Origin of the sequence: Mobiluncus porci, assembly GCF_009695935.1 — a bacterium.
In the GTDB taxonomy this organism is placed as follows: Bacteria; Actinomycetota; Actinomycetes; order Actinomycetales; family Actinomycetaceae; genus Mobiluncus; species Mobiluncus porci.
The window spans coordinates 50,712-72,115 of record NZ_VUMY01000014.1 but is presented as its reverse complement, the minus strand read 5'-3'; the positions used below and the strand labels follow the sequence as shown (position 1 = coordinate 72,115).

The window sequence follows — 21,404 nt, the reverse complement described above, 5'->3', positions numbered from 1 at the left end:
TGGGACGATGGGGGCGTGCTTTACCGTCCCGTGGGACGGTAAAGCACGCCCCCATCGTCCCAGAGTGGCTCAGCCAGCAAGACGAGCGTTCAGTCCCGCCAGCGTCTCCGCGGCATCGCCTAGGGCCAGCGCCACCGCTTCCGGATTGGTCTTGGCCCTGGCATAGAGCGGATTGTCGACTCCGGCGTAACCGGGTTTCAAATCGAAGTTGAAGATGGCTACGCGCCGGCACTCCCCCACGCGCAACACCGGCATCCCGTAAATCGGCGTTCCCTCTGCAGTGTTGGCTGCCGGATTGATGACGTCGTTGGCACCCACGACGATTGTAAGGTCGGCACTAGCGAATTCATCGTTAATCTCCTGCATCTCCCGCAGCTTGTCATAATCGACATCGACCTCCGCCAAAAGCACGTTCATGTGTCCGGGCATCCGTCCCGCCACGGGGTGAATCGCGAAGTCAACCGTCTTTCCGGCCCGCTCCATGAAGTCATAGAGCCGCTTGACTTCCTCTTGAGCCTGAGCCAGAGCCATGCCGTAGCCCGGGACAATGATGACTCGCGAGGCCTCGCCGATCCAGCCAGCGATGGTTTCCTGCGGGTCGGTTTCAGCGGTGGCGGTTGTGGGTTCGGCGGGCGCGCCCCCATCCGTAGGCTCCAAAGTCGCAGCGGGTGTCGCGGGTGCGGCGGTTTCAGCAAGGGATTCCGGTTTTTCCGCCTCGACTCCCGAATCTGGCATCTCCCCGGGTTCACCAGCAGCGATGCTTTCGGATGCGCCTTGTTGAACAGATGGCTCTTGCTGGGTTGCATCTGGCGGAACGGCACCGGCCTCAGCCGAACTGGCCTCAGCCGAGCCCGAGCCGACCGAAGTCTTCCCGAGCAGAATGTCGAGCAAATGCCGGTTCATGGCGCGGCACATAATCTGGGTCAACAAGAGCCCCGACGCCCCGACAATCGCTCCGATCGCAACCAGGAGCAGGTCCGAGATTGCGAGCCCGGCGATGGCTCCGGCCACGCCAGAAAGCGAGTTCAGCAAGGAGATGGTGATGGGCATATCCGCCCCGCCAACACGCACCGCCAGCAAATATCCGAAGAGATTCGCGGCGATAACCTCAACCACGATGAGAACGGTCTGGGCCACGCCCGGCACATTGAACGGCGGGAAGGCAAAGGCGACCGTCGCGCCGAGGCTCAAAACCAAAGTCAAAGCGACCCAGATTGAATGCGCGGGAAGAACCACGGGACGCTGGGCGAGAATCTGTTGAAGTTTTCCGGCAGCAATCATTGACCCGAAAAAGGTCGCCCCGCCGACGGCCACGGCCAAACCGGCGGTGACTAGGGCGAAGGTGTTGTTATCGGGGTGGAGGACCAGGGTCAGGATGCCAGCAATCATCGAGGCCATGCCGCCGAAGCCGTTTAGAAGCGCCACGGTTTGGGGCATCCGGATCATCTTAGTTTTCCGCCAGATAATCGCACCCAAGCCGGCTCCGATGAGCATCGCCACGTAGAGCTCGACTGCGGAGAGCAGCCCGAAATTCCACAGTGTCGCCACAATCGCCGCGAGCATCGCGAAGGCCCCGAGGAGGTTGCCGTTTACTGCGGTTTTCACGGAGGAGAGCATTTTCAAGCCCACTAGGACGAGAATCACGAGGACGGCAGAGATGACATAGTAGGCCGGGGAGTTCGGCCCCGCAAAGAGGCTCGCGGTGCCGGAGGTCTCGGCTGCGACTAAAGGAAGAATCATTGTCATGGCTACTTCGCCTCCCCTGCTGGCTTCTTCTTGTCGAACATCCGAAGCATCCGGTCGGTCACCCCGAAGCCGCCGACGATATTCACCATCGCCAAGATAATCGCGAGAATCCCGAGCGCTTTCGACCCCATCGCAACGGCCGCTCCGGTCGCGGAGAGACAACCGAGAATGGTCACGCCGGAAAAGGCGTTCATTCCGCTCATTAAGGGCGTGTGCAACAGGCTCGGGACCTGGGAAATGAGCTTGTAGCCGACGAGGGTGAAAACAATCAGAATAACCAAGAGAATCCCTTGGAAAACACTCATCTTATCCTCCTTAATTGTGGCGGGCTGGCGCGGCTCCTCAAAGATTTCCGAGATTCCGAGCCAGCCCGCTGATTGAAGTGTTAATCGTTTAGTCGAGGCCCATCGCTTCGCGCGCTCCGGCGTGGACGATTTGCCCATCGATGGTGGTGAGCGTCTTCGCGATGATTTCATCGTTTCGGTCGAGGACAATCTGGCCGTCGTGAACGAGGAAGTTAACGAAGTTTGCAATGTTCTTCGCGAACATGAGTGTGGAGCTCTTCGGGAGCATCCCCGGAATGTTCTTGATGCCGATGCAGGTCACATGATGTTTCACTTCAATCTCACCGGGAGGCGTGATGGCGCAGTTGCCGCCTTGGTCAATGGAGATATCGACAATAACTGAGCCTGGTTTCATGGTTTTCACCATGTCTTCGCTGATGAGATTCGGCGCGAGACAGCCCGGCACCAGCGCGGAACAGAAGACAATGTCCATATCCGGCAAGACTTCAGCCAGAGCCGCGCGCTCCTTTTCGAGTTCCTCTTCAGGGAGTTCGAGAGCATAGCCACCTTCCCCGATGGCCTTTGCTGGATCCACATGGAGGTCAACCGGCTTAGCCCCAAGAGAGGTCGCCTGTTCGGCAGCCATGGGGCGAATGTCCGCGGCGTGAACTACCGCACCGAGACGCTTCGCGGTGGCAAGCGCTTGAAGACCGCCCACGCCGACGCCAATCACAAGGACGTGTAGCGGATCAATGCGCCCGATCGCAGAGTGAATCATCGGCAGGAAAGCCGGGTGGCGGTCGGCTGCCATGATGATGCCCTTGTAGCCCGCGCAAGTACTCATGGAGGTGAGCGCGTCGAGGTTTTGAGCCCGCGAGATGCGCGGCACGCCGTCGAGAGTCAGCGAAATAACGCCCTGGGAGGCCATTTCCTTGACCATCTCGTGGTTCGCGGGGGCGGCCGGGTGGATAAAGGTGATGAGGTATTGGCCTTGGTGCATCATCGAAATCTCGGAGCGACCTTTGGCTTCATTAAACAGCGGCTCCTTGACTTTCAAGATAAGGTCGGCGCGACGGAAAACTTCCTCGCAGTCCGCCACCATCTCGGCACCAGCCGCCGCATATTCGGGGTCATGGAAGAAGGATCCCTCCCCTGCTCCGGCTTCGACCAGGACCGTGAGTCCGGCATCGACCATTTCTTTGACTGTTTCAGGGGTGGCCGCGACGCGATCTTCGCCATGCATGATTTCCCTGGGTACACCGATAATCATTGTAAAAACCCTCCGTGTGCATACATCGTTGTAAACAGCTCATGGGTTCATGAGTTGGACATTAAAAGTGTAGCGCAAACGAGTTGTTTTTGAAAGTGTATTTAGTCGGGGTTTTTACTCTTAAAAAAGTTCATCTTTTAGGCTCAATCCCCTGGTGAGTCAAAGGGACGTGCTTTTTGACTCATTTTTGCATCAAAGAGCACGTCCCCCGATTCAATAGGAGCGTTTAGGCTTTCTTCGGCGGCATCTTAATCGTCAGCACCACCTTGTCGAGTCCTTCAAAGAAGTTGTTGCCCTTGTCGTCGACCACTATGAAGGCCGGGAAGTCCTCAACGTCAATCTTCCAAATTGCTTCCATCCCGAGCTCGGGGTATTCCAAAACCTCGACATGCTTGATGGAGTGGGCCGCAAGTTCCGCCGCCGGCCCCCCGATGGAACCGAGATAGAACCCGCCGTATTTCTGGCAGGCCTCCGTGACTTCGGCGGAGCGGTTACCCTTCGCGAGCATAATCATCGAGCCGCCATGCGCCTGGAAGAGATCCACGTAGGGATCCATGCGCGAGGCGGTCGTCGGCCCGAAAGATCCCGAAGGCATTCCTTCCGGGGTCTTAGCAGGACCGGCGTAATAGACCGGATGGTTCTTGAAGTAATCGGGAAGTTCCTCGCCCGCTTCCAGGCGTTCCCGCAACTTCGCGTGTGCTAGGTCGCGCGCGACAACAAGCGTGCCGGTCAAGGACAGGCGGGTCTTGATGGGGTACTTGCTGAGTTCAGCAAGGACATCCTTCATCGGGCGGTTTAGGTCGATCTTCACGGCCTCATCCGCAGCCCCGACCTCAGCCTCGCTCGGTTCCGGCAAGAAGCGACCCGGGTCCATGTCAAGTTGCTCAATAAAGACGCCATCCTTGTTGATTTTCGCGACACACTGGCGGTCAGCCGAACAGGACACTGCAATCGCGACCGGCAGGGACGCGCCGTGGCGCGGCAAGCGCACCACGCGCACGTCGTGACAGAAGTATTTGCCGCCAAACTGGGCGCCGATCCCCATCTTGCGGGTGAGTTCGAGGACTTCTTCTTCCATCTCGAGATCGCGGAAACCGTGGGCATCTTCCCCGCCAGTCGTGGGCAGCCCGTCGAGGTAGTGCGCCGAAGCGTATTTCGCGGTTTTCAAGGTGAATTCCGCCGAAGTGCCACCAATCACAATCGCCAGGTGATACGGCGGGCAGGCTGCGGTCCCAAGTGAGCGGATTTTTTCCTCCAGGAACTGCATCATGTGCTCCGGATCGAGAATCGCCTTGGTCATCTGGTAAAGGTAAGACTTATTCGCCGAACCGCCGCCCTTCGCCATGAACAAGAAACGGTACTCATTGGCGCGGTCTTGCTCAGTTTCGGAATACAGCTCAACTTGCGCCGGGAGGTTGCAGCCGGTGTTCTTTTCCTCGTACATAGACAAGGGCGCATTTTGGGAATAACGCAGGTTCAGCTTGGTGTAGGCGTTGTAGACGCCGCGCGACAGCGCCTCCTCGTCAGGTCCCGGAGTGAGAACGTGCTGGCCACGCTCGCCTTTAATAATAGCTGTGCCGGTGTCCTGGCACATCGGCAGCACGCCTGCCGCGGCGATATTCGCGTTACGGAGCAAGTCCATCGCCACGAACTTGTCGTTTCCGGAGGCCTCCGGGTCGTTCAGGATCTTTTGGAGTTGCTCGAGGTGGGCGGTGCGCAGGTAGTGGGAGATGTCGTGGAAGGCGGTTTCAGCGAGCAGTGTCAAGGCTTCGGGAGCCACCTTGAGGAACTTACGACCGTCAGGGCCTTCCACCTCCTCAACGCCGTCACTGGTCAGTTTGCGGTAGGTATAGGTGTCCTCGCCGTGGGCGAGCATATCAGTGTAAAAAAATTCGGCCACAATTGCCCCTTTGCTTGGTGTTTTTTCTTTATTCTATCCGTTTCGCAGCCTCCGCACCCGCTGGTTTGATAACGATTACGACGAGTCCAACACGTCTCAGCGTAGCCTTCTGTTCGCGCACAGCTTAACAGGCTGCACGCTTTTACTCTGTCAATTGCCACCCATAAGACACACACGGAAAAGGGCGGGATTTTTTTCGATCCAGGGAAACCCCATTCGGAAGAGCCCGGTAAGGTGAACCTAACCTGGAAAAACGCTCACGGATCCGGTGGGAAAAATCGCGGGGTATGTCAGTTGAACTCTCACGCACCTGGGGCTAACACTAGAAAGCATGAAATATTTTAAAGATTTTCCACGTAACTATCCCAACCCCGCTGCGTACTCTTTCGAGCTCGCAAAGCCACATATTTTGAAAGAGGTGAACATAGAAAACACCCGACTTGGCGCCGAGGTGCTCCAGGCTGTCGATGCCTGGCTCTACGGAAGTCGCACCTCGGGCACGCTCGTAACCGAAATCGAGGATATGGAAGCCTATCAAAAACACACCGACCTGCGCTTCAACCGGGCCGACGAGCATTATTGCCTCGTGCAAAGCGAGCGTCTTGCCGGAGCACCTGCCGGGGCACTGGACCTCGTGTATGTTGAGCCACACCAAGGCGAGGCCAACCACAACAAATGGTTTACCGACGAGATAGAGCTGGAAGACTTCCTCATCCCCGATTTTGAAATGAACCGCCTCAAGATGATCAGCAGCAAAGGACGGACAGCCCTGCGGCTTCGGCTCAAAGACACCTATTGGCCTATTCCGGTACGGCGGGTGATTCGCGTCAACCTCTACCCCTGGCACAGGAACGAACCGACCTGGTCAACGCACGATTCGAGAGGGAGGCCCTCGCCTATAACATGCTGTTCCTCCACGGGCTGCTCACGAAACTTGCGTGGCTAAACCCACTGGTGGTGCTCGGTTTTGGACGGATCGGAGAGGCGCCCTGGAAACTGTTAGCTTTCCAGGAGCTTGCTACCATGCTCGAGGAATATCACGGCTATGTCTATGAACTGGCCGACCCGTCTTTCACGTCAGGTTCCGTCTCTAGCCTCTCCGAACGGTTTCGTGTAAGCGGCCTTGTTCCGTTTGGGAAAAACTGGTGGCAGGAAATTGTCCCCGAAGATGACTTTGAAGAAGAAACAACAATAGGAGAGTAATTATGGAACACCGAGGTTTTAAGTGTATTCCATTCTCAGATGGAAGATTTCGTTATCGATACGACCTGATAAAAAATCAAGAATCTAAGCCAATTATTTTTATTGGTCTCAACCCAAGTAAAGGTGGCACCGAGAAGCCTTCAGATCGAACAATTGATAAATTTATCGATTTTGTAACAGGGAAATTCAAGGATGATTTTAAAGGATTTACTCCGACCGAGCATCAACACATTCTGATTTGCAACCTTTTCTTAACGGTGGAGGGGAACAGTACTAGGCTCGGTGACGAAGAGTTGATGGAAGACTCAGCCCACAAAATTGCAGTCGAAATTTTAGATGATAAAAAATATGAATCAGCTCCTGTTGTGTGTTGTTGGGGAAATGTAAAAAATGTAAAAGGGAAAAATATCAAAAAAAACGCCAAGACAGCCATTGACAATCTTAAGGAGCACCTCAAAAGACACCAGTGCTACCGTCTTTCCGATAACCCCCACGAATCTCTCTACTTTGCAAGATCCTGGAGTTCGCGCGCTGGAGAGCAGAATTGGGGGAAGCCTTTGACCGAGATTCCCAAGGAACTTTTTGAAAACTAAATTTAGACGAATCCACACGCTGGGTCAGAAATCCCTTGAACCGACACGGGCGCGGTTAAACTTGAGATATGTCCGAACTGTTTGCCGATTGGCGAAGGCCCACGTTTATCACCTCGTTGAACCCGGGGTTGCTGGGCTATGACCGGCTTCTTGCTGACCTGCACCCCCGCATCGAACTCGTCGAGATTCGGCTTGACGGCGCCTGGGCCGCGAATGGTGCGTTTATGGGCAAAAAAGAGGATTTTGCCCGCGCCGAGGCGATAATGAAACATGCCCGCTCTTTGGCGCACCGCCCGGTCCTGGCGACGTTCCGAACCGAGGGCGGTCAGGTTCCGATTTCCCAAGATGCCTATGAGAATCTCTTGAAACACCTCGGAACAGTCAGCGATTTTGTTGACGTGGAATCTAACTATCCCTTGATTGGCGCCACAGCGGAGACTCTTGTCCAGGTAGCAGCCAACCCCCAAATCCAGGAAGACAACGCGAAGCGGGTTTCGAAGCTTGTGGCTGAGCTCCACCGTGGGGGTGCCAAGGTGATTCTTTCGCGCCACTTCTGGGAGCCTTCTCCGGAGTCGGTCGAAGCGGTTGTTGATCTCCTCAAACTCCACGCCGCGCTCGGTGCCGATGTGGCGAAAGCGGCTTACACCCCGACGACACCCGCGGAGCTCGCCACCCTCCAGCAAGCCGGTCGCCTTGCCTATGAGCTCGTCCATATTCCCACGATCCTGATTGGCATGGGTGCGCTCGGCAAGCCCACGCGCCTTGCCGGACCGCAGGCCGGGAACTGGGGCACTTTCGTGACCGTAGGCGGACCTGCCTCTGCGCCAGGTCAGCTCCCCCTGGCAGAGTTGGAACTTCGTTATCCGAGCGTAGGATAGGGTCTCCTATTCCAAGTATCGCGCCTACAGCTTACGATTTTTGAATTTATTGCCTTATTAGGCAATAAATTCAAAAATCGTAATTGTTAGGCAAAAAGCATCAGGGGAAAACCCGACACGAATCCCCGCCACAGGCCCGCAAACCCAGTCTTCAATACTCCGGATCCAAGGCCCGAACCCGATTCTCCAGTTCCATCAACTCGGCAAAAACCGCAGCCTTCCCCGGATCACCCTTGTCGAGGCGATTGAGTTTGGCCCGTAATCCCGCCATTTCCCGATTCAAATACATGCGCTCTAGGGACTCCACCGCGCTCGTAACCCACGGCGCGGCCTCTTCCTCGGAGCGAACCGGCACCGGACGCGTCGCCAACTCGGTCAACACCCCACCTAAAAGCCTTCCGGCCTGGGTTTTTACTGCCGCGGCCCAGCGGTTTAGCGCTACCCGTGGCGGATTCGCGACTCCCTCCGCCGCGGAGGCTTCCAACAGTCGCGCATACTCCCCTACCCCACCGACCGCCAACAGAACCGCAAAAATCTCCCGCAAAGTTGGCTGGGTAAAACTCTCGGGTGGAAGCGAATCAAAATGGGTCGAAACCGCGAGTCCTGGAAAATGCAAGGCCGCCACCAACACATCTCGCTCTGCCCGACACACCGGATCGGTTTCGACTCGAGCGTCCAGCCGCGCCGGAAGCTGACCCGAGGCCGCGGCGGTCACTGACTCACCAGCGAAGCTATCCCTTCCTTGAGAACGCAGCCAATTGCCGGCAGCCTTCACGGTCTCCCAAGCCTCCCGATTCCCGATTCCAAGCCAACCCGCGAGTCGCGTCACATATTCGCGACGCAGCGCCACATCGCGAATCTCCGCCACAATCGGCGCCGCAGCCCGTAAGGCCTCCACCCGTCCGGCGGGATTATCAAGGTCAAAACCACCAATAATGGTTTTCAAAACGAACTCGAACAACGGTTTACGTCCCGCCACGAGCTCTCGCACCGCACCGGGTCCGCGTTGAATCCGCAGGTCACAGGGGTCAAGACCCCCTGCGGCCACGGCCACAAAAGCCTGGGCGGCGAAATCCTGGTCGGTTCGGAAAGCCTTCAAGGCCGCCTTTTGCCCCGCGGCGTCCCCATCAAAAGTGAAAATAACCTCCCCCCCGCGAGGAGCCGAACCGTCGGGCATCTTCAAAGAAGAGGCTCCGTCCGCGGCCGCCCCAATCAGGCGCCTCACGATTCGGGCGTGCTCGTCCGTAAACGCGGTCCCGCAAGTCGCCACTGCGCAGGTCACTCCCGATAAATGCGCGGCCATAACATCGGTGTAGCCCTCCACGATGACACAGCGCCGCTGTTCACCAATCGCCTTCCGCGCCAAATCCAGACCGTACAGAACCTGAGATTTGTGGTAAATCGGGGATTCCGGCGTGTTGATATATTTCGGATTCTCCTTGTTGGAGTCATCAAGGCGCCGCGCCCCAAAACCCAGCACCGCCCCGGTAGTGTCCTTAATGGGCCAGGTCACGCGGTCTCGAAACACGTCGTAGAACCCGTGCTGGCCGTATTTCGCAAGTCCCACGGTCCGGATTTCCTCATCGGTAAACCCGCGTCCGCGCAGGTGGCGCAGGATATTATCCCATCCGGCAGGCGCATATCCCATCCCAAAGCTCATGGCATCCTGGGAAGTAAACGCGCGCCCCTCCACGAAAGCCCGCGCCGCCTCGGCGCCCGGGGTCAACAGCTGGGAGGTGAAGAACTCTTGAGCGATCCGATTGCATTCCAGCAAACGCTGGCGGGTTCCGGGCTCGACGCGGGGCCGGCTGGCCTGAGCTCCCTCCACGTAGTGCAAGGTGACGCCAGATTTATGCGCCAGGAACTCGACTGCTTCTGGGAAAGTCAAGCCCTCTATCCGCATCACGAAATCAATGACATCCCCACCGAGACCACAACCGAAGCAATGCCAGAGGTTAGATCCCAGGGTGACGTTGAAAGACGGGGTTTTCTCGTCATGGAAAGGACAGAGCCCCTTCATGGAATTCACGCCGGCGCGTTGCAAAGTCACGTAATCGCCCACAATTTGTTCAATAGGGTTAGCTTCGCGCACTTTCTGAATGTCGTTGCGATCAAAGAGGGAAGCCATAGGGGCATTTTATTGAATTTTGATGACCCGCGCGACACGCCGCGAAAACTCGTCAGAGCCGGTGCGCGAGGGACAATCTAGACCGGTTCGGTGAACATCCCGACCAGTCGCGCATGCCAAGCACTCGCCGAAACATCAGTCAGGCTCGCCACCTGGTCAATCACTGCCCGCAGCCTGCCGGCATCTCGACCCCGCGGGTGGTCTTCGGCGCGGCGCCACGCGGACAAAAATGGCTCTTGCAACACACCTTCCCCACTGCCCGCATTTTCCTGACGCTCCAACAAAGCCCACACCAAATCAGACAGGAGCTGTTTTTGGGACAGATGGTCGTGGGTGGTTTCCCTAGGTGCCATCACATAGAAGACCGCGATCCCTTTGAGCAAGAGGATTTCCGCGCGGGTGTCTCGCGGCACGACGAGATTTGCTTCGTAGCGACTTAGCGGGTCTTCCCCGTATTGCTCGCGGGTCGCCTCGTGGGTCGCCCAGCAAAAACGGCCGATGAGCTGGGAGGTCATGTCTTTCAAGGCTGCCTGGGAGCGGTAGTCCGTGACGGGATCTTCAAGCCAAAACGGCATCTGGCGCAGCCGCTGGTAGGCCGCCGCAATGTCGTCAGTCGTGAACGCCCCAGAACGAGCCGGATCGAAAGCCACGGTATACCATTGCTCAGTGGCCTCCACTACCGCGCCGAGAACAGGGTCTTTCTCTAGGTCACCCAGGCTCGCGGTTCCGAGCGCAACCGCGTCCTCCACGTCGTGGACCGAGTAAGCAATGTCATCGGAAAGATCCATTACCTGAGCCTCCAGGCAGCGCCACCCTTCCGGAGCGCCGGCGCGTAGCCACTCGAAAACTGTTGTGTCTTCGCTGTATACCCCGAATTTGGGGCTCGCTGTGCCGCTCGGTCCTTCCCCGCGACACCACGGGTATTTCGCAATCGCGTCCAAGGTGGCCCTAGTAAGATTCAAGCCCGCCGGTTCGCCTGCGTCAGTCACCACTTTCGGTTCCAGCCTCGTCACCAACCGCAGGGTCTGGGCGTTACCCTCGAAGCCCCCGATGTCTTTTGCTAGCCCGTCCAGTACGCGCTCCCCCGAGTGACCGAAGGGGGGATGCCCCAGGTCATGAGCCAAACACGCCGCGTCCACCACATCCGGATCGCACCCGAGTCCTTTACCGAGTTCGCGACCGACCTGGGCGACTTCGAGGGAGTGGGTGAGACGAGTCCGGGAAAAATCGTTTTGGATAGGTCCGAGAACCTGGGTTTTTTCACCCAGCCTTCTAAGCGCCGAAGAATGGAGAATCCGCGCCCGATCTCGTTCGAAATCGGTGCGATTACCGCGTTTGTGGGTCTCCGTCACAAAACGCTCATGCACCTCGGGGGGATAAATGCCGGTCTCACTCACGTCTCAACTTTACCTTTTCCTCGCTATAAAGAGCCCGTCTAACTCGGGGCGACGACGTAAGTCGGGAAAATTCGGGCATCGCTGCCATATATGGCAGCGATTGCCAAAATCACCCGAGTTACATCAGCAAGGTCGACTACAACTTCGTGAAGAACCTCTGAACCAAAATAGGGAAAACTAGTTTACCTGCGGGAATACTTTTATGTCGGCAGGCAGCTAGCTCGCATACGGATCCGAGCCGTCATCCAGATGCAGTATCTCCCGGGCAGCATCGTCGATTTCCCGAGAATCCAGCCACCCTTCGGGGAGCCGGACTTTGCGCTGGGTGCGTGATCTCCCGTGAGTCCCGGTAGCCGCTTGTGGATAGGGAGTGTCCGGGGAGAGCCGATCCACGAGTTCAGTAAGTGCCATCTCGAGGTCGCCCAACGTCTCCACTTTCGCCAGCCGAGACCTGGTCTCTCCGCCGAGCCCGAAACCACGAAAATACCACCCCAAGTGTTTTCGCATATCCCGCAAAGCAGCCAGTTCGTTGCCGTAATGTTCCACCAGCCCCGCGGCGTGTTCTTGAGCCACCGCAACGATTTCACCAAGGGTGGGGCCGGGAGGTACCGGCTCGCCCCACAGAGCGGCGGTAATTTCACGAAAAATCCAGGGCCTACCCTGGACCGCACGACCCACTTGGATTCCCGCACATCCGGTTTGCTCGAACATCTCAACCGCGTCCGCCGCGCTAAATACGTCGCCGTTACCGAGAACTGGAATATCCACAGCCTCAACCAGCCGAGCAATCGCCTCCCAGTGTGAGTGGCCACCATAATATTCCGAGGTCGTTCGGGCGTGAAGTGTCACCGCGGCCGCACCATTGTCCTCGGCGGTGCGCGCCGCATCGAGGTAAGTGAGGTGCTCCGCGTCGATGCCGGTGCGGATTTTGACTGTCACCGGAACCGCCCTCGTCCGCCCTGATTCCTCCGCAGTTCGCGAAGTGGCTTCAACAACTGCAGCCACAATCTCCCCGAAATACGAGGTTTTCCATGGCAGAGCCGAGCCTCCGCCTTTTCGGGTTACCTTCGGAACGGGACATCCGAAATTCAGGTCGATATGATCGGCGAAATTGCGGCGCACCAGCTCTCTAGCCGCCCAAGCCAAATCCGCAGCGACAACCCCATATAACTGAATTGACCGAATCGCCTGCAGAGGCCCTGATTTCACCATCACCCAGGATCGCGCCGATCCCATACGCAGGGCTTTGGCCGTGACCATTTCGCCGACAAACATACCTTCGAGCTGTGTCAGCGGGCTGGGGACGTCCTGATTAAAGGAGCCAGCCGAATCCGAGTCCACCCTCTCGTGGCTCGCCTGAGCAAAATCAACCGGTAATCCTTCGCGGGAAAACTTTAGGCACAAATCCCGAAACGGCGCATTCGTCACATCCGCCATCGGCGCCAAAGCCACTGGGGTAGCAAACGTCAACCCGCCGATTCGCAGCTGTGGAACTTTACAAACGGCCACATAAACCCCTAAGTGGGACGATGGGGGCGTGCTTTGTCGTCCCAAACTAGCAAAGCGGAAGCCGGTCTCGCAGATAAGCCGTCAAACCTTCCATCGGGATGCGCTCCTGGGTCATGGTGTCACGCTCGCGCACGGTGACGGCGTGGTCCTCCAAGGAATCGAAATCCACCGTGACACAGTATGGCGTCCCGATCTCATCTTGGCGACGATAACGCCGCCCCACCGCTCCGGCATCGTCGTACTCCACGTTCCAGAACTTACGCAAATCCGCAGCAATCGAGCGCGCCACATCCGGCAAGGTGTCCTTGCGCGACAAGGGGAAAACCGCGACCTTCACCGGAGCCAAGCGCGGGTCTAGGCGCAAAACCGTGCGCTTATCCACCCCGCCTTTAGTGTTCGGCGCCTCGTCCTCGGTGTAGGCTTCCACCAGGAACGCCATCAAAGACCTGGTCAGCCCCGCCGAAGGCTCAATCACATACGGGACCCACCGCTCGTCCTTGGCCTGATCGTAATAGTCGAGTTTCTGGCCGCTAGCCTTCATGTGAACCCCGAGGTCATAGTCGGTACGGTTCGCGATTCCCTCGAGCTCGCCCCACTTCGAGTTCTCAAAACCAAAAGCATACTCGATGTCCACGGTGCGCTTGGAGTAATGCGAAAGCTTCTCTTTCGGGTGTTCATAGAACCGCAAGTTCTCCGCCGCAATCCCCAAATCCGTGTACCAGGCAAAACGGTGGTCAATCCAGTACTGGTGCCATTCCTCGTCTGTCCCGGGCTCGACAAAGAACTCGAGCTCCATCTGTTCAAACTCGCGAGTCCGGAAGATGAAGTTCCCCGGGGTGATTTCGTTTCGGAAAGACTTTCCAATCTGGCCAATCCCGAAAGGCGGACGCATCCGCGCAGTGGTCATCACGTTGGCAAAGTTGATGAAAATGCCTTGCGCAGTCTCGGGGCGCAAGAAGTGCAACCCCGACTCGTCATCAACTGGTCCGAGGTAGGTTTTCAACAAGCCCGAAAACGCCCGCGGCTCGGTCCACTTGCCTTTCACCCCACAGTTCGGGCAGGGCACCTCTGCCATGTCCACCTCGTCGGGGTTCTCGATGCCGTGTTTCGCCGCGTATTGTTCCTGGAGCTCATCTTGGCGCAGGCGCTTGTGGCAGCTAAGGCATTCAATCAGGGGGTCAGTAAAGGCCTTCAAGTGTCCGGAGGCCTCCCACACCTTCGGCGGCAAGATCACCGAAGAATCGAGCCCAACCACGTCTTCGCGGGAACGAACCATGTACGTCCACCAGGCCTTTTTTATGTTTTCCTTCAGCTCTACCCCGAGCGGGCCGTAATCCCAAGCGGCGCGCGTCCCGCCGTAAATCTCGCCACAGGGATAGACGAATCCGCGCCGTTTCGCCAAAGAGATGACTTGTTCGAGTTGTGATGCCACTGGGGTTTCTCCTCTTTCTTCGTGTTCATTAACTGGCTGCTAATGGATTCACTAACCGGAATCAGAGCCGCTGAATCTCCATTCTAACTTCCGGCGCGCCCGAAATGAATTTCCTCCGCTCCTCCGCCCCTGCTTCCAAAAACGGCTCAAACATCACGAATGAACATCCTCGGCAAAGAAATCTTAAAAAAATCGGGACCAAAGTACCTTTCTTCGTCACGAGTTGAACGTATAATTGATTCGAAAGTTCACTTACAAACACACGACGAGGTGGGTTTATGAATCAAACAGCACTGGCTAGCGTCAATCTACGCGCCGTATTACGCACGCTTGGGAAGCTGCCTGAACTGGACGAAAAGTCTCGGGCGCTGCTCAATCACGCCCCGCTCACCATCCAATTCAAGGCCACCGGGGTTGGCTCGGTTCGCCTGAAGCTTGGTGACGGGAAGGTCGAGTTCTTCGAAGGAGGTGGTCCTTCCGATATGACTTTGGGTTTCCCCGTTCCAGTGATGGTCAACAAGATGTTTGCCGGTTCTGGGATTCCCGTGCCGATGAAAGGCTTCACCAAGTTGAAGTACTTGACCGGCACCTTTACTAAACTCACAGATCGCTTGTCCTACTACTTGCGTCCCACTCCTGCCCTCCTGGCTGACGAGGACTTCAAGCGCGTCAACTCGCTGTTGACCCTCCACGTCGCGGGTTATGCCTTGGCGGAAATCGCGAACTTCGACCCGAAAGGCAAGAGCGTCGCGAAAGGAATGCGCGACGGAACGGTGGCGTTAAAGATCGAAAACGGTCCGGTTTTGACCCTGGTCATCAAAGACCATAAGACCCATGTTCTCGATGGAGATCACCCCAAGGCCGCTGGCCCAGACGGACGCCACGCTTTCATGAGCTTCGCCGACCTCGACACTACCGGCCAGGTTCTACGCGGGGAACTCGCGTCCTATCCGGCAATCGGCCGCGAACTCATCAAACTCGGCGGTTTCGTCCCGCTGCTCGACAACATGAACAAACTGCTCGGCCTGGTGCCGTTCTACTTGAGCTAGGGGAAGGAATACACAAATGATGCCAATTTATGAACACACTAAGAGCCACGAATGGTACGAGAAAGCCGTGGAGGTGATTCCCGGTGGCGTTTACGGACACCTCGGACCCGCCGAGGGCTGTTTCATGCCGATGAGCGCCTACCCGCTGTTTGCCTCCAAGGCAGACGGGGCGTACTTCTGGGACGTGGACGGCAACCGCTACATCGACTTGATGTGCGCCTACGGCCCGATGATTCTCGGGTACAACGACCCCGACGTCGACAACGCGGCCATCGAACAGATGAAAACGCTCAACTGCGCGGTTCAACCGGGCACTTTGATGGTTGACCTGGCGGAACTCCTGGTTGACACCGTCGAGATGGCCGATTGGGCCTTCTTCGCCAAGAACGGCGGCGACGTGACCAACTTCGCCTTGATGGTCGCCCGCGCGGCAACGGGTCGCGACAAGTTTATTGCGGTCAACGGCGGATACCACGGGGTAATCGGCTGGACCCAAGGCTACGGCGCCCCTGGCGTCGCCAAGGCCGAAGTCTTACCCAAACTCATGGTGAACTGGGGCGACGTGGCGGCGGTAGAGAAACTCGCTAGCGAATACAAAGGCGAGATTGCAGCCTTCATCGCCACTCCCTACCACCATCCGGTGTTTGAGGACAACGTCCTGCCGCCCGCTGGCTACTGGGAGAAGATCCGCCGGATTTGCGACCGCGAAGGCATCGTGTTGATTGTGGACGACGTACGTTGCGGCTGGCGGTTGGACGTCAAAGGCTCCGACTACCACTTCGGTTTCAAAGCCGACTTGGAGTGCTTCTGTAAGGCACTCGCCAACGGCCACAACATTTCTGCCCTTTGCGGTGTCGAATCCTTGAAGGATGCAGCCGCTTCGGTCATGTGCACCGGTTCCTACTGGATGAGTGCCCCGCAGATGGCCGCGGCTATTGCCTGCATCAACAAGATGAAAACCATTGATGCGCCCAAGATTTGCCACGATTACGGGGTGAAGATCATTGACCGCCTCACGGAAGTCGCAAAGAAACACGGTTTCGACTATCGTTTCAGCGGTGAACCTTCCCTGTTCTACCACCGCATTGCCGGTTTGGACGGCAAGGAAGATCCGAACTTCCTGCTCCACCAAGCTTTTGTGGGAGAGTGTGTGAAACGGGGCGTGTTTATGACCAACCACCATAACCACTTCACCAACACAGCCTTAACCGATGCCGATGTGGACTTCATCGGTGAGGTTGCTGACGAGGCGATGGGCGTGGTTCGCAACAAGTCCCGCGAGATTCTCGCCCAGGCCTAAAAAGGCTACGCCGTCTGGGCCGGATCACTTTTGGTTCCGTTTCCTTTGGTCACTACACCAAAGAGGTCCGATCCGTCGGCTGCGCCCCAGAAACTACTAAGACTCAAAGAGGAGTGAAAAATGCCACTGAGCAAAGATGAATGGAAGCAACTTGAAGACGATGCCTATCGCGTCAGGATGCTGACCCTAGACACCGTGCGCTGGGCCGGAGGCGGCCACATCGGCGGTTCCATGTCAGCAATGGATGCCCTGATTGCCCTGTACCACCACGAGATGAATTTCTCGGCCGAAAAGATGGACGATCCCGCTCGCGATCGCTTCGTGCTGTCCAAGGGCCATATCGGGGTCGGCATGGCGCCGGTCCTGGCTGACCTGGGTTGTTTCCCGAAGGAATGGCTGGAAACCTATTCCCATATCCAATCCCACCTCGGGATGCACCTTGATGCAAAGAAAGTTCCGGGCCTCGAAGCCTCGACCGGTTCCCTCGGCCACGGCCTCGCCATCGCCGTCGGGATGGCTCTGGGGGCGCGCCAACTCGGCCAAGACTGGCGCACCTACTGCCTGATGGGCGACGGGGAATGCAATGAGGGCTCCGTGTGGGAAGCCGCGATGAGCGCCGGTAACTGGGAGCTCGATAATCTCGTCGGCATGGTTGATGTCAACCACGCCATGATTGACGGCATGACCGCCGATGTTATGGGACTCGAGCCTTTCGAAGACAAGTGGCGGGCCTTCAACTGGGAAGTCATCAACGTCAAGGGCTCTTCCATGCCAGACATCGTGGATGCCTTTGATAAGGCCCGAACCATCAAGGGCAAACCGACAATGCTCCTTCTCGATACGGTCAAAGGCGAAGGCATTGACTATATGGAAGGCGACTACACCTGGCACTACGGCGCTTTTGATGACGACAAATACCAGCGAGCCCAAGATTCTCTGAAGAGACATCACGAGAAACGTCTCGCGATGGTCCAGGCTGGGAAATAAGGGGAAAGGAGAAAACAATGGCAGGCGGACTGACATACACCTCTATTGATGCCGTGAACTTGACGACGGCGGAAGTCTACGGTCAAACCATGGTCGAACTCGGGAGACAAGACCCGAAGATTGTGGGGCTTTCCGGAGACCTCGCGAAATCCACGAAGATTGCGGTTTTCGCCAAGGAATTCCCCGATCGTTTCTATAACGTGGGAATCGCGGAACAAAACCTCTTCGGGGTTTCCGCGGGGCTGGCGAAGGCAGGATTGATTCCTTTCGTCTCCACTTTCGGGGCTTTTGCTTCGATGCGTGCTTGTGAACAGGTGCGTACCGATATCTGTTACCAGAACCTGAATGTGAAGATTATCGGGACCCACTCAGGGCTGTCTTTCGGCGCGGCCGGAACCACCCACCACGTCACGGAGGATATCGCTATCTTGCGGTCCTTTGCGAACCTCGTCTTGATGTGTCCGGCGGACGGCCTCGAAGCGGCCTACTGTGTCCAGGCCGCTTACGAACATGAGGGTCCGGTCTATATTCGCTTGAACCGCGGCTTTGACCAGGTAGTTTACCGCGACGAAATCCCGACTTTCGAGTTCGGGAAGGCCAACACCTTGCGCGAAGGCACAGACTTGACCTTTATTGCGACCGGTTCGGGCGTGTGGCGTGCGCTCCAGGCCGCCGACATCTTGGCTAAAGAGGACGGCCTTTCGGTTCGCGTCTTGGACATTCACACCTTGAAACCCATTGATGAAGAGGCCATCACCAAGGCGATTACCGAAACCCGGCGCATCATCACGGTTGAGGACCACAACATCATCGGCGGTCTCGGGACGGCCGTGGCTGATGTGGGCGCCACCACCCGCAAGGGATACGTCTTGAAGAAGCTGGGTATCCCCGACGAGTTCTCCGTTATCGGCCAGCCCGAGGATTTGTATTCCTACTACGGCTGGGACGAAAACGGCTGTGTCGCCGCGGCTCGCGAAGTCATGCACATGGACTTCGAGGAGGACGACGACTGGGAAGACGAGTTCTAAGGGGGAACAATGTCGGAAACTAAGACAAAAGAAACCCCACCGGAGAAGGCCAAAGACGGTAAGGCGAGCCAGGAGCAGGAGGCCGAGACCAAGGCTACGGCTCCCAAGGCGCCTGCTGAGAAGCCTGCGCCCGCTAGCCCTAAGTCTGAGAAGAAGTCCTCCGCTAAAGACGAGGCGAAAGCTGAGCCCAAGGCTGGGGCCAAGGCGCGAGCGGGACAGACGAAGAATCAGGTAAAGGATTCGGAGAAGAAACCTGCGAAGAAGCCTTTCCCGATGGGACCGAATCCGGCGATTGATGACGAGGTTCGCTACACCAGTGTCGTGTTCCTCAACGCCGTTGTCCCCTTGCTGAAGCCTATTGTGGCCGAGAAACCGGAGCTACGACGGGCTTTCGCGGGAAAGCGCGGGGTGGTTCAGATTTCTTGCCTGACCGAGGCGGGGTCGAGCATTGATGGGCGGCCGAAACGGTACGCCACTCACCTCGTGGTGGATGGCGCTGACCTGCAGCCGCACTTGGGCGCGCATCCCGCTCCGAATCTCGAGATTGAGTTCCCGAGCCCCGAGAAGTTCAACGACTTCTTCAAGGGCAAGGTCAATCTCCCGAAGATGCGCGGGGCGCTTTCGAACGGCAAGCTGCTGGTCGCGACAGTGAAAGCGCTGTTGGCGATGTCGAGCTTGCTCGGTTCAACCTCGGCTCCCGCAACCGTGGCCGAAAGAGACTTGCTGACGAAATGTATGTTCTACCTGTTGACGACCGGCATTAGCCAGCTCAACAAGGCCGGACATCCCGACGTCCGCAAGTGGACTGAGCCCTCCCCCGATCGCGTTTACGCCTACTCGGTGGACGGACATCCGGAACTCGGGGCCTATATCCGCATCAAAGCCGGTAAATCCAAGGCTTTCCGCGGAGAATACACCCGCGCGGCGGCGTTCTTCACGATGCGTTTCGACTCGGTTCTCTCCGCTCTCGGGACGCTGTTGCAAACTGATGACATGTTGGAGGCGACCGCCGCAGGTCGGCTCACGATGGAGGGCTCCCCCGAATACGGCGCGGAGCTCGGCGCACTAATGATGGCGGTGGGTGATTATGCTAAGTAAACTGTTGCGTTTTGGCGTCAAAACCGGCGCAAAAGTCGCGGTTCTGGCTGGAACCGGCTGGGCTATTTCCGAGGCCGTCAAGAACGTGGGCGAACTGCGTGAAGTCGGCAAGGAAGAGTGGCTTGTCCGCAAAGAGCGCGAGTTGCGAGCCCTGTGGGAAGGTCGGGGCATCAACTGGGGCCTGGGACACTGCGGGGTTACCGTGACAGACTTTGAGAAGTCGGTGCAGTGGTATAACCGCGTGTTCGGGATGAAGTTGATGAACTACCTCGAGATTACCGGAGACGATTTGAAGCCCGTGGAGAGGCTCTATCATACCGAGGGCTTGCGGCTCGTTCGGCTGGGATTCATGGCTTCGCGGTCCGGGAATGTCTTGGAAGTTTTCGAGTTTGATCCGCCCTTGCCGGGCTCGGACAAGCCCAATCCTTTCGAGTTCGACCCGGAACTGCCAGGAGCCTATCGCGAGGATTGGAACCGTCCGGGATATACCCACATCGCTTTCAATGTGACTAACGTTCCCGGCTGGGTGTCGCGTTTGAAGCGGGAGGGCGTGGAGTTCATGAACGAGCCAGTTCACTCTTCCGGGGCAGACTGGGCGTTCTTCCGCGACCCTGACGGGAACCTGATTGAGATTATCGACCTCCACGCTTCGCGGATTGCTTTGGGGCGCCTCGGCTGCGTGATTGGCGAGATCTTCAAACACACCACCTTCGCGAACTTCTACAAATGAGTCATGGGGACGTGCTTTTTGACTCATTTTTGCGCGAACTCCTACAAGTAGGAACCGAAAACGTAGTTATGCTCAGAGCACCGTTTTTTCTGCCGGTGCTCTGAGCATAACTACGTTTTCGGCGGCAAGACTCAAACAATGACCCTCCTTATCCCTTAATTCACCACACCACCACACCTAAATCGATGTATAATTAATACATACGTACGTGGAGGTGGTTGAAATGAATACATCTTTGGTGCAGGCGCGAATCGATCCGCAGGTAAAATCCAACGTGGAGTCAATCCTTGAAGGCAACGGACTTGACGTGCCGACCGCCATCCGCATGTATTTCGCCAAGATTATCCAAGTCGGCGGTATCCCCTTCTCGGTGCGGCTGACCAATCCCGAGACCCGCGAAGCCCTGGAAGAATCCGAGCGCATTGCCCACGACGAGAGCGTGAAGGGCTACGGAAGCTTCAAAGAAATGCTCACTGACCTCAACTTGGACGATGACGAGGCTGATGAGTAGATACATCATCAAACCGACAGGAGCTTTCAAACGCGACCTGAAGCGACTGAAGAAACAAGGTAAGAGCCTTGCCGCGTTGGAAGTCGTTGTCGACACACTCGCCCAGGGCAAAGTACTCGACAGGAAATACAGGGCAAAGCACTCGACAGGAAATACCTCGACCATGCGCTCACCGGAAATTGGAAAGGCTTCCGTGACTGCCACATCGAGCCGGACTGGGTGCTGATTTACCGCATCTATGAAGATGTTCTTGTCTTGACACTCAGCCGCACTGGATCCCACTCCGAGCTTGGACTTGATTAATTAGCCACCGGTCCTGGCATTATCCGGTAAAATAGCCCCATGACAAAGTAACTCTTTA

General features: G+C 57.1%; 20 protein-coding genes and 1 pseudogene. 13 read left to right on the top strand and 8 right to left on the bottom strand.

Annotated features, from left to right (window positions below):
• Positions 1-69 precede the first annotated feature (69 nt).
• From FYJ63_RS08205 to FYJ63_RS08190, 4 genes are all read right to left on the bottom strand, one after another.
• Positions 70-1,740 carry an NAD(P)(+) transhydrogenase (Re/Si-specific) subunit beta gene (locus FYJ63_RS08205; protein WP_154545649.1) on the bottom strand — a complete coding sequence of 557 codons (1,671 nt, stop codon included), beginning with the start codon at positions 1,738-1,740 and terminating at the stop codon, positions 70-72.
• Positions 1,741-1,748: 8 nt separating this feature from the next.
• The gene (locus FYJ63_RS08200) at positions 1,749-2,051 is read right to left on the bottom strand and encodes an NAD(P) transhydrogenase subunit alpha part 2 (RefSeq protein ID WP_154545603.1); all 303 of its coding nucleotides are present in this window, start codon (positions 2,049-2,051) and stop codon (positions 1,749-1,751) included.
• Between the two features lie 88 nt (positions 2,052-2,139).
• Positions 2,140-3,300: an NAD(P) transhydrogenase subunit alpha gene (locus FYJ63_RS08195; RefSeq protein ID WP_154545601.1), complete on the bottom strand. Its 1,161-nt coding sequence runs from the start codon at positions 3,298-3,300 to the stop codon at positions 2,140-2,142.
• 226 nt (positions 3,301-3,526) lie between these two features.
• A complete protein-coding gene (locus FYJ63_RS08190) occupies positions 3,527-5,200 on the bottom strand; it encodes a fumarate hydratase (RefSeq protein ID WP_287847799.1) in 1,674 nt (557 codons plus the stop codon).
• A 331-nt stretch (positions 5,201-5,531) separates the two neighbouring features.
• Here FYJ63_RS08190 and FYJ63_RS08185 point away from each other — a divergent pair, with 331 nt between their 5' ends.
• The 4 genes from FYJ63_RS08185 to FYJ63_RS08170 all read left to right on the top strand — a co-directional run bounded on the left by FYJ63_RS08185 (position 5,532) and on the right by FYJ63_RS08170 (position 7,874).
• Positions 5,532-6,146, top strand: a complete 615-nt coding sequence (locus tag FYJ63_RS08185; RefSeq protein WP_154545599.1) for a hypothetical protein — start codon at positions 5,532-5,534, stop codon at positions 6,144-6,146.
• 8 nt (positions 6,147-6,154) lie between these two features.
• Positions 6,155-6,403, top strand: a complete 249-nt coding sequence (locus FYJ63_RS08180; protein WP_195839368.1) for a hypothetical protein — start codon at positions 6,155-6,157, stop codon at positions 6,401-6,403.
• A gap of 2 nt (positions 6,404-6,405) precedes the next feature.
• Complete coding sequence (locus FYJ63_RS08175) at positions 6,406-6,996, top strand: DUF1643 domain-containing protein (RefSeq protein ID WP_154545595.1); 591 nt, start codon at positions 6,406-6,408, stop codon at positions 6,994-6,996.
• Between the two features lie 68 nt (positions 6,997-7,064).
• On the top strand, positions 7,065-7,874 hold the full coding sequence (locus FYJ63_RS08170) for a type I 3-dehydroquinate dehydratase (protein ID WP_154545593.1): 810 nt from the start codon (positions 7,065-7,067) through the stop codon (positions 7,872-7,874).
• A 151-nt stretch (positions 7,875-8,025) separates the two neighbouring features.
• Here the strand turns inward: FYJ63_RS08170 and dnaG are convergent, their stop codons facing one another.
• From dnaG to FYJ63_RS08150, 4 genes are all read right to left on the bottom strand, one after another.
• Positions 8,026-10,002 carry a DNA primase gene (gene dnaG, locus FYJ63_RS08165; protein ID WP_154545591.1) on the bottom strand — a complete coding sequence of 659 codons (1,977 nt, stop codon included), beginning with the start codon at positions 10,000-10,002 and terminating at the stop codon, positions 8,026-8,028.
• 77 nt (positions 10,003-10,079) lie between these two features.
• Positions 10,080-11,399, bottom strand: a complete 1,320-nt coding sequence (locus FYJ63_RS08160) for a deoxyguanosinetriphosphate triphosphohydrolase (RefSeq protein ID WP_277026185.1) — start codon at positions 11,397-11,399, stop codon at positions 10,080-10,082.
• A 216-nt stretch (positions 11,400-11,615) separates the two neighbouring features.
• Positions 11,616-12,908 (bottom strand): tRNA dihydrouridine synthase DusB, encoded by a 1,293-nt coding sequence (gene dusB / locus FYJ63_RS08155; protein ID WP_338106886.1) that lies wholly within the window; start codon positions 12,906-12,908, stop codon positions 11,616-11,618.
• 46 nt (positions 12,909-12,954) lie between these two features.
• Positions 12,955-14,340, bottom strand: a complete 1,386-nt coding sequence (locus FYJ63_RS08150) for a glycine--tRNA ligase (RefSeq protein ID WP_287847794.1) — start codon at positions 14,338-14,340, stop codon at positions 12,955-12,957.
• 278 nt (positions 14,341-14,618) lie between these two features.
• Between FYJ63_RS08150 and FYJ63_RS08145 the strand changes: the two genes are divergently transcribed.
• From FYJ63_RS08145 to FYJ63_RS11510, 9 genes and pseudogenes are all read left to right on the top strand, one after another.
• Positions 14,619-15,389: a hypothetical protein gene (locus FYJ63_RS08145; protein ID WP_154545589.1), complete on the top strand. Its 771-nt coding sequence runs from the start codon at positions 14,619-14,621 to the stop codon at positions 15,387-15,389.
• Positions 15,390-15,405: 16 nt separating this feature from the next.
• On the top strand, positions 15,406-16,689 hold the full coding sequence (locus FYJ63_RS08140; protein WP_154545587.1) for an aminotransferase class III-fold pyridoxal phosphate-dependent enzyme: 1,284 nt from the start codon (positions 15,406-15,408) through the stop codon (positions 16,687-16,689).
• A 120-nt stretch (positions 16,690-16,809) separates the two neighbouring features.
• Entirely contained in the window at positions 16,810-17,676 is an 867-nt protein-coding gene (locus FYJ63_RS08135) for a transketolase (RefSeq protein ID WP_154545585.1), read from the top strand.
• Positions 17,677-17,693: 17 nt separating this feature from the next.
• Entirely contained in the window at positions 17,694-18,704 is a 1,011-nt protein-coding gene (locus FYJ63_RS08130; protein WP_154545583.1) for a transketolase family protein, read from the top strand.
• A 9-nt stretch (positions 18,705-18,713) separates the two neighbouring features.
• Positions 18,714-19,802, top strand: coding sequence for a hypothetical protein (locus FYJ63_RS08125; RefSeq protein ID WP_229770074.1), 1,089 nt, complete (start codon positions 18,714-18,716; stop codon positions 19,800-19,802).
• Positions 19,792-20,532 (top strand): VOC family protein, encoded by a 741-nt coding sequence (locus tag FYJ63_RS08120; RefSeq protein ID WP_154545581.1) that lies wholly within the window; start codon positions 19,792-19,794, stop codon positions 20,530-20,532. The genes FYJ63_RS08125 and FYJ63_RS08120 overlap by 11 nt, the downstream gene beginning before the upstream one ends.
• A 223-nt stretch (positions 20,533-20,755) precedes the next feature.
• Positions 20,756-21,043, top strand: a complete 288-nt coding sequence (locus FYJ63_RS08115; protein ID WP_154545579.1) for a type II toxin-antitoxin system RelB/DinJ family antitoxin — start codon at positions 20,756-20,758, stop codon at positions 21,041-21,043.
• A pseudogene (locus FYJ63_RS11515) lies at positions 21,024-21,167 on the top strand (type II toxin-antitoxin system RelE/ParE family toxin); the annotation flags it as partial. The gene FYJ63_RS08115 and the pseudogene FYJ63_RS11515, both read left to right, overlap by 20 nt.
• 2 nt (positions 21,168-21,169) lie before the next feature.
• The gene (locus FYJ63_RS11510; protein WP_407717246.1) at positions 21,170-21,346 is read left to right on the top strand and encodes a type II toxin-antitoxin system YafQ family toxin; all 177 of its coding nucleotides are present in this window, start codon (positions 21,170-21,172) and stop codon (positions 21,344-21,346) included.
• Positions 21,347-21,404 lie beyond the last annotated feature (58 nt).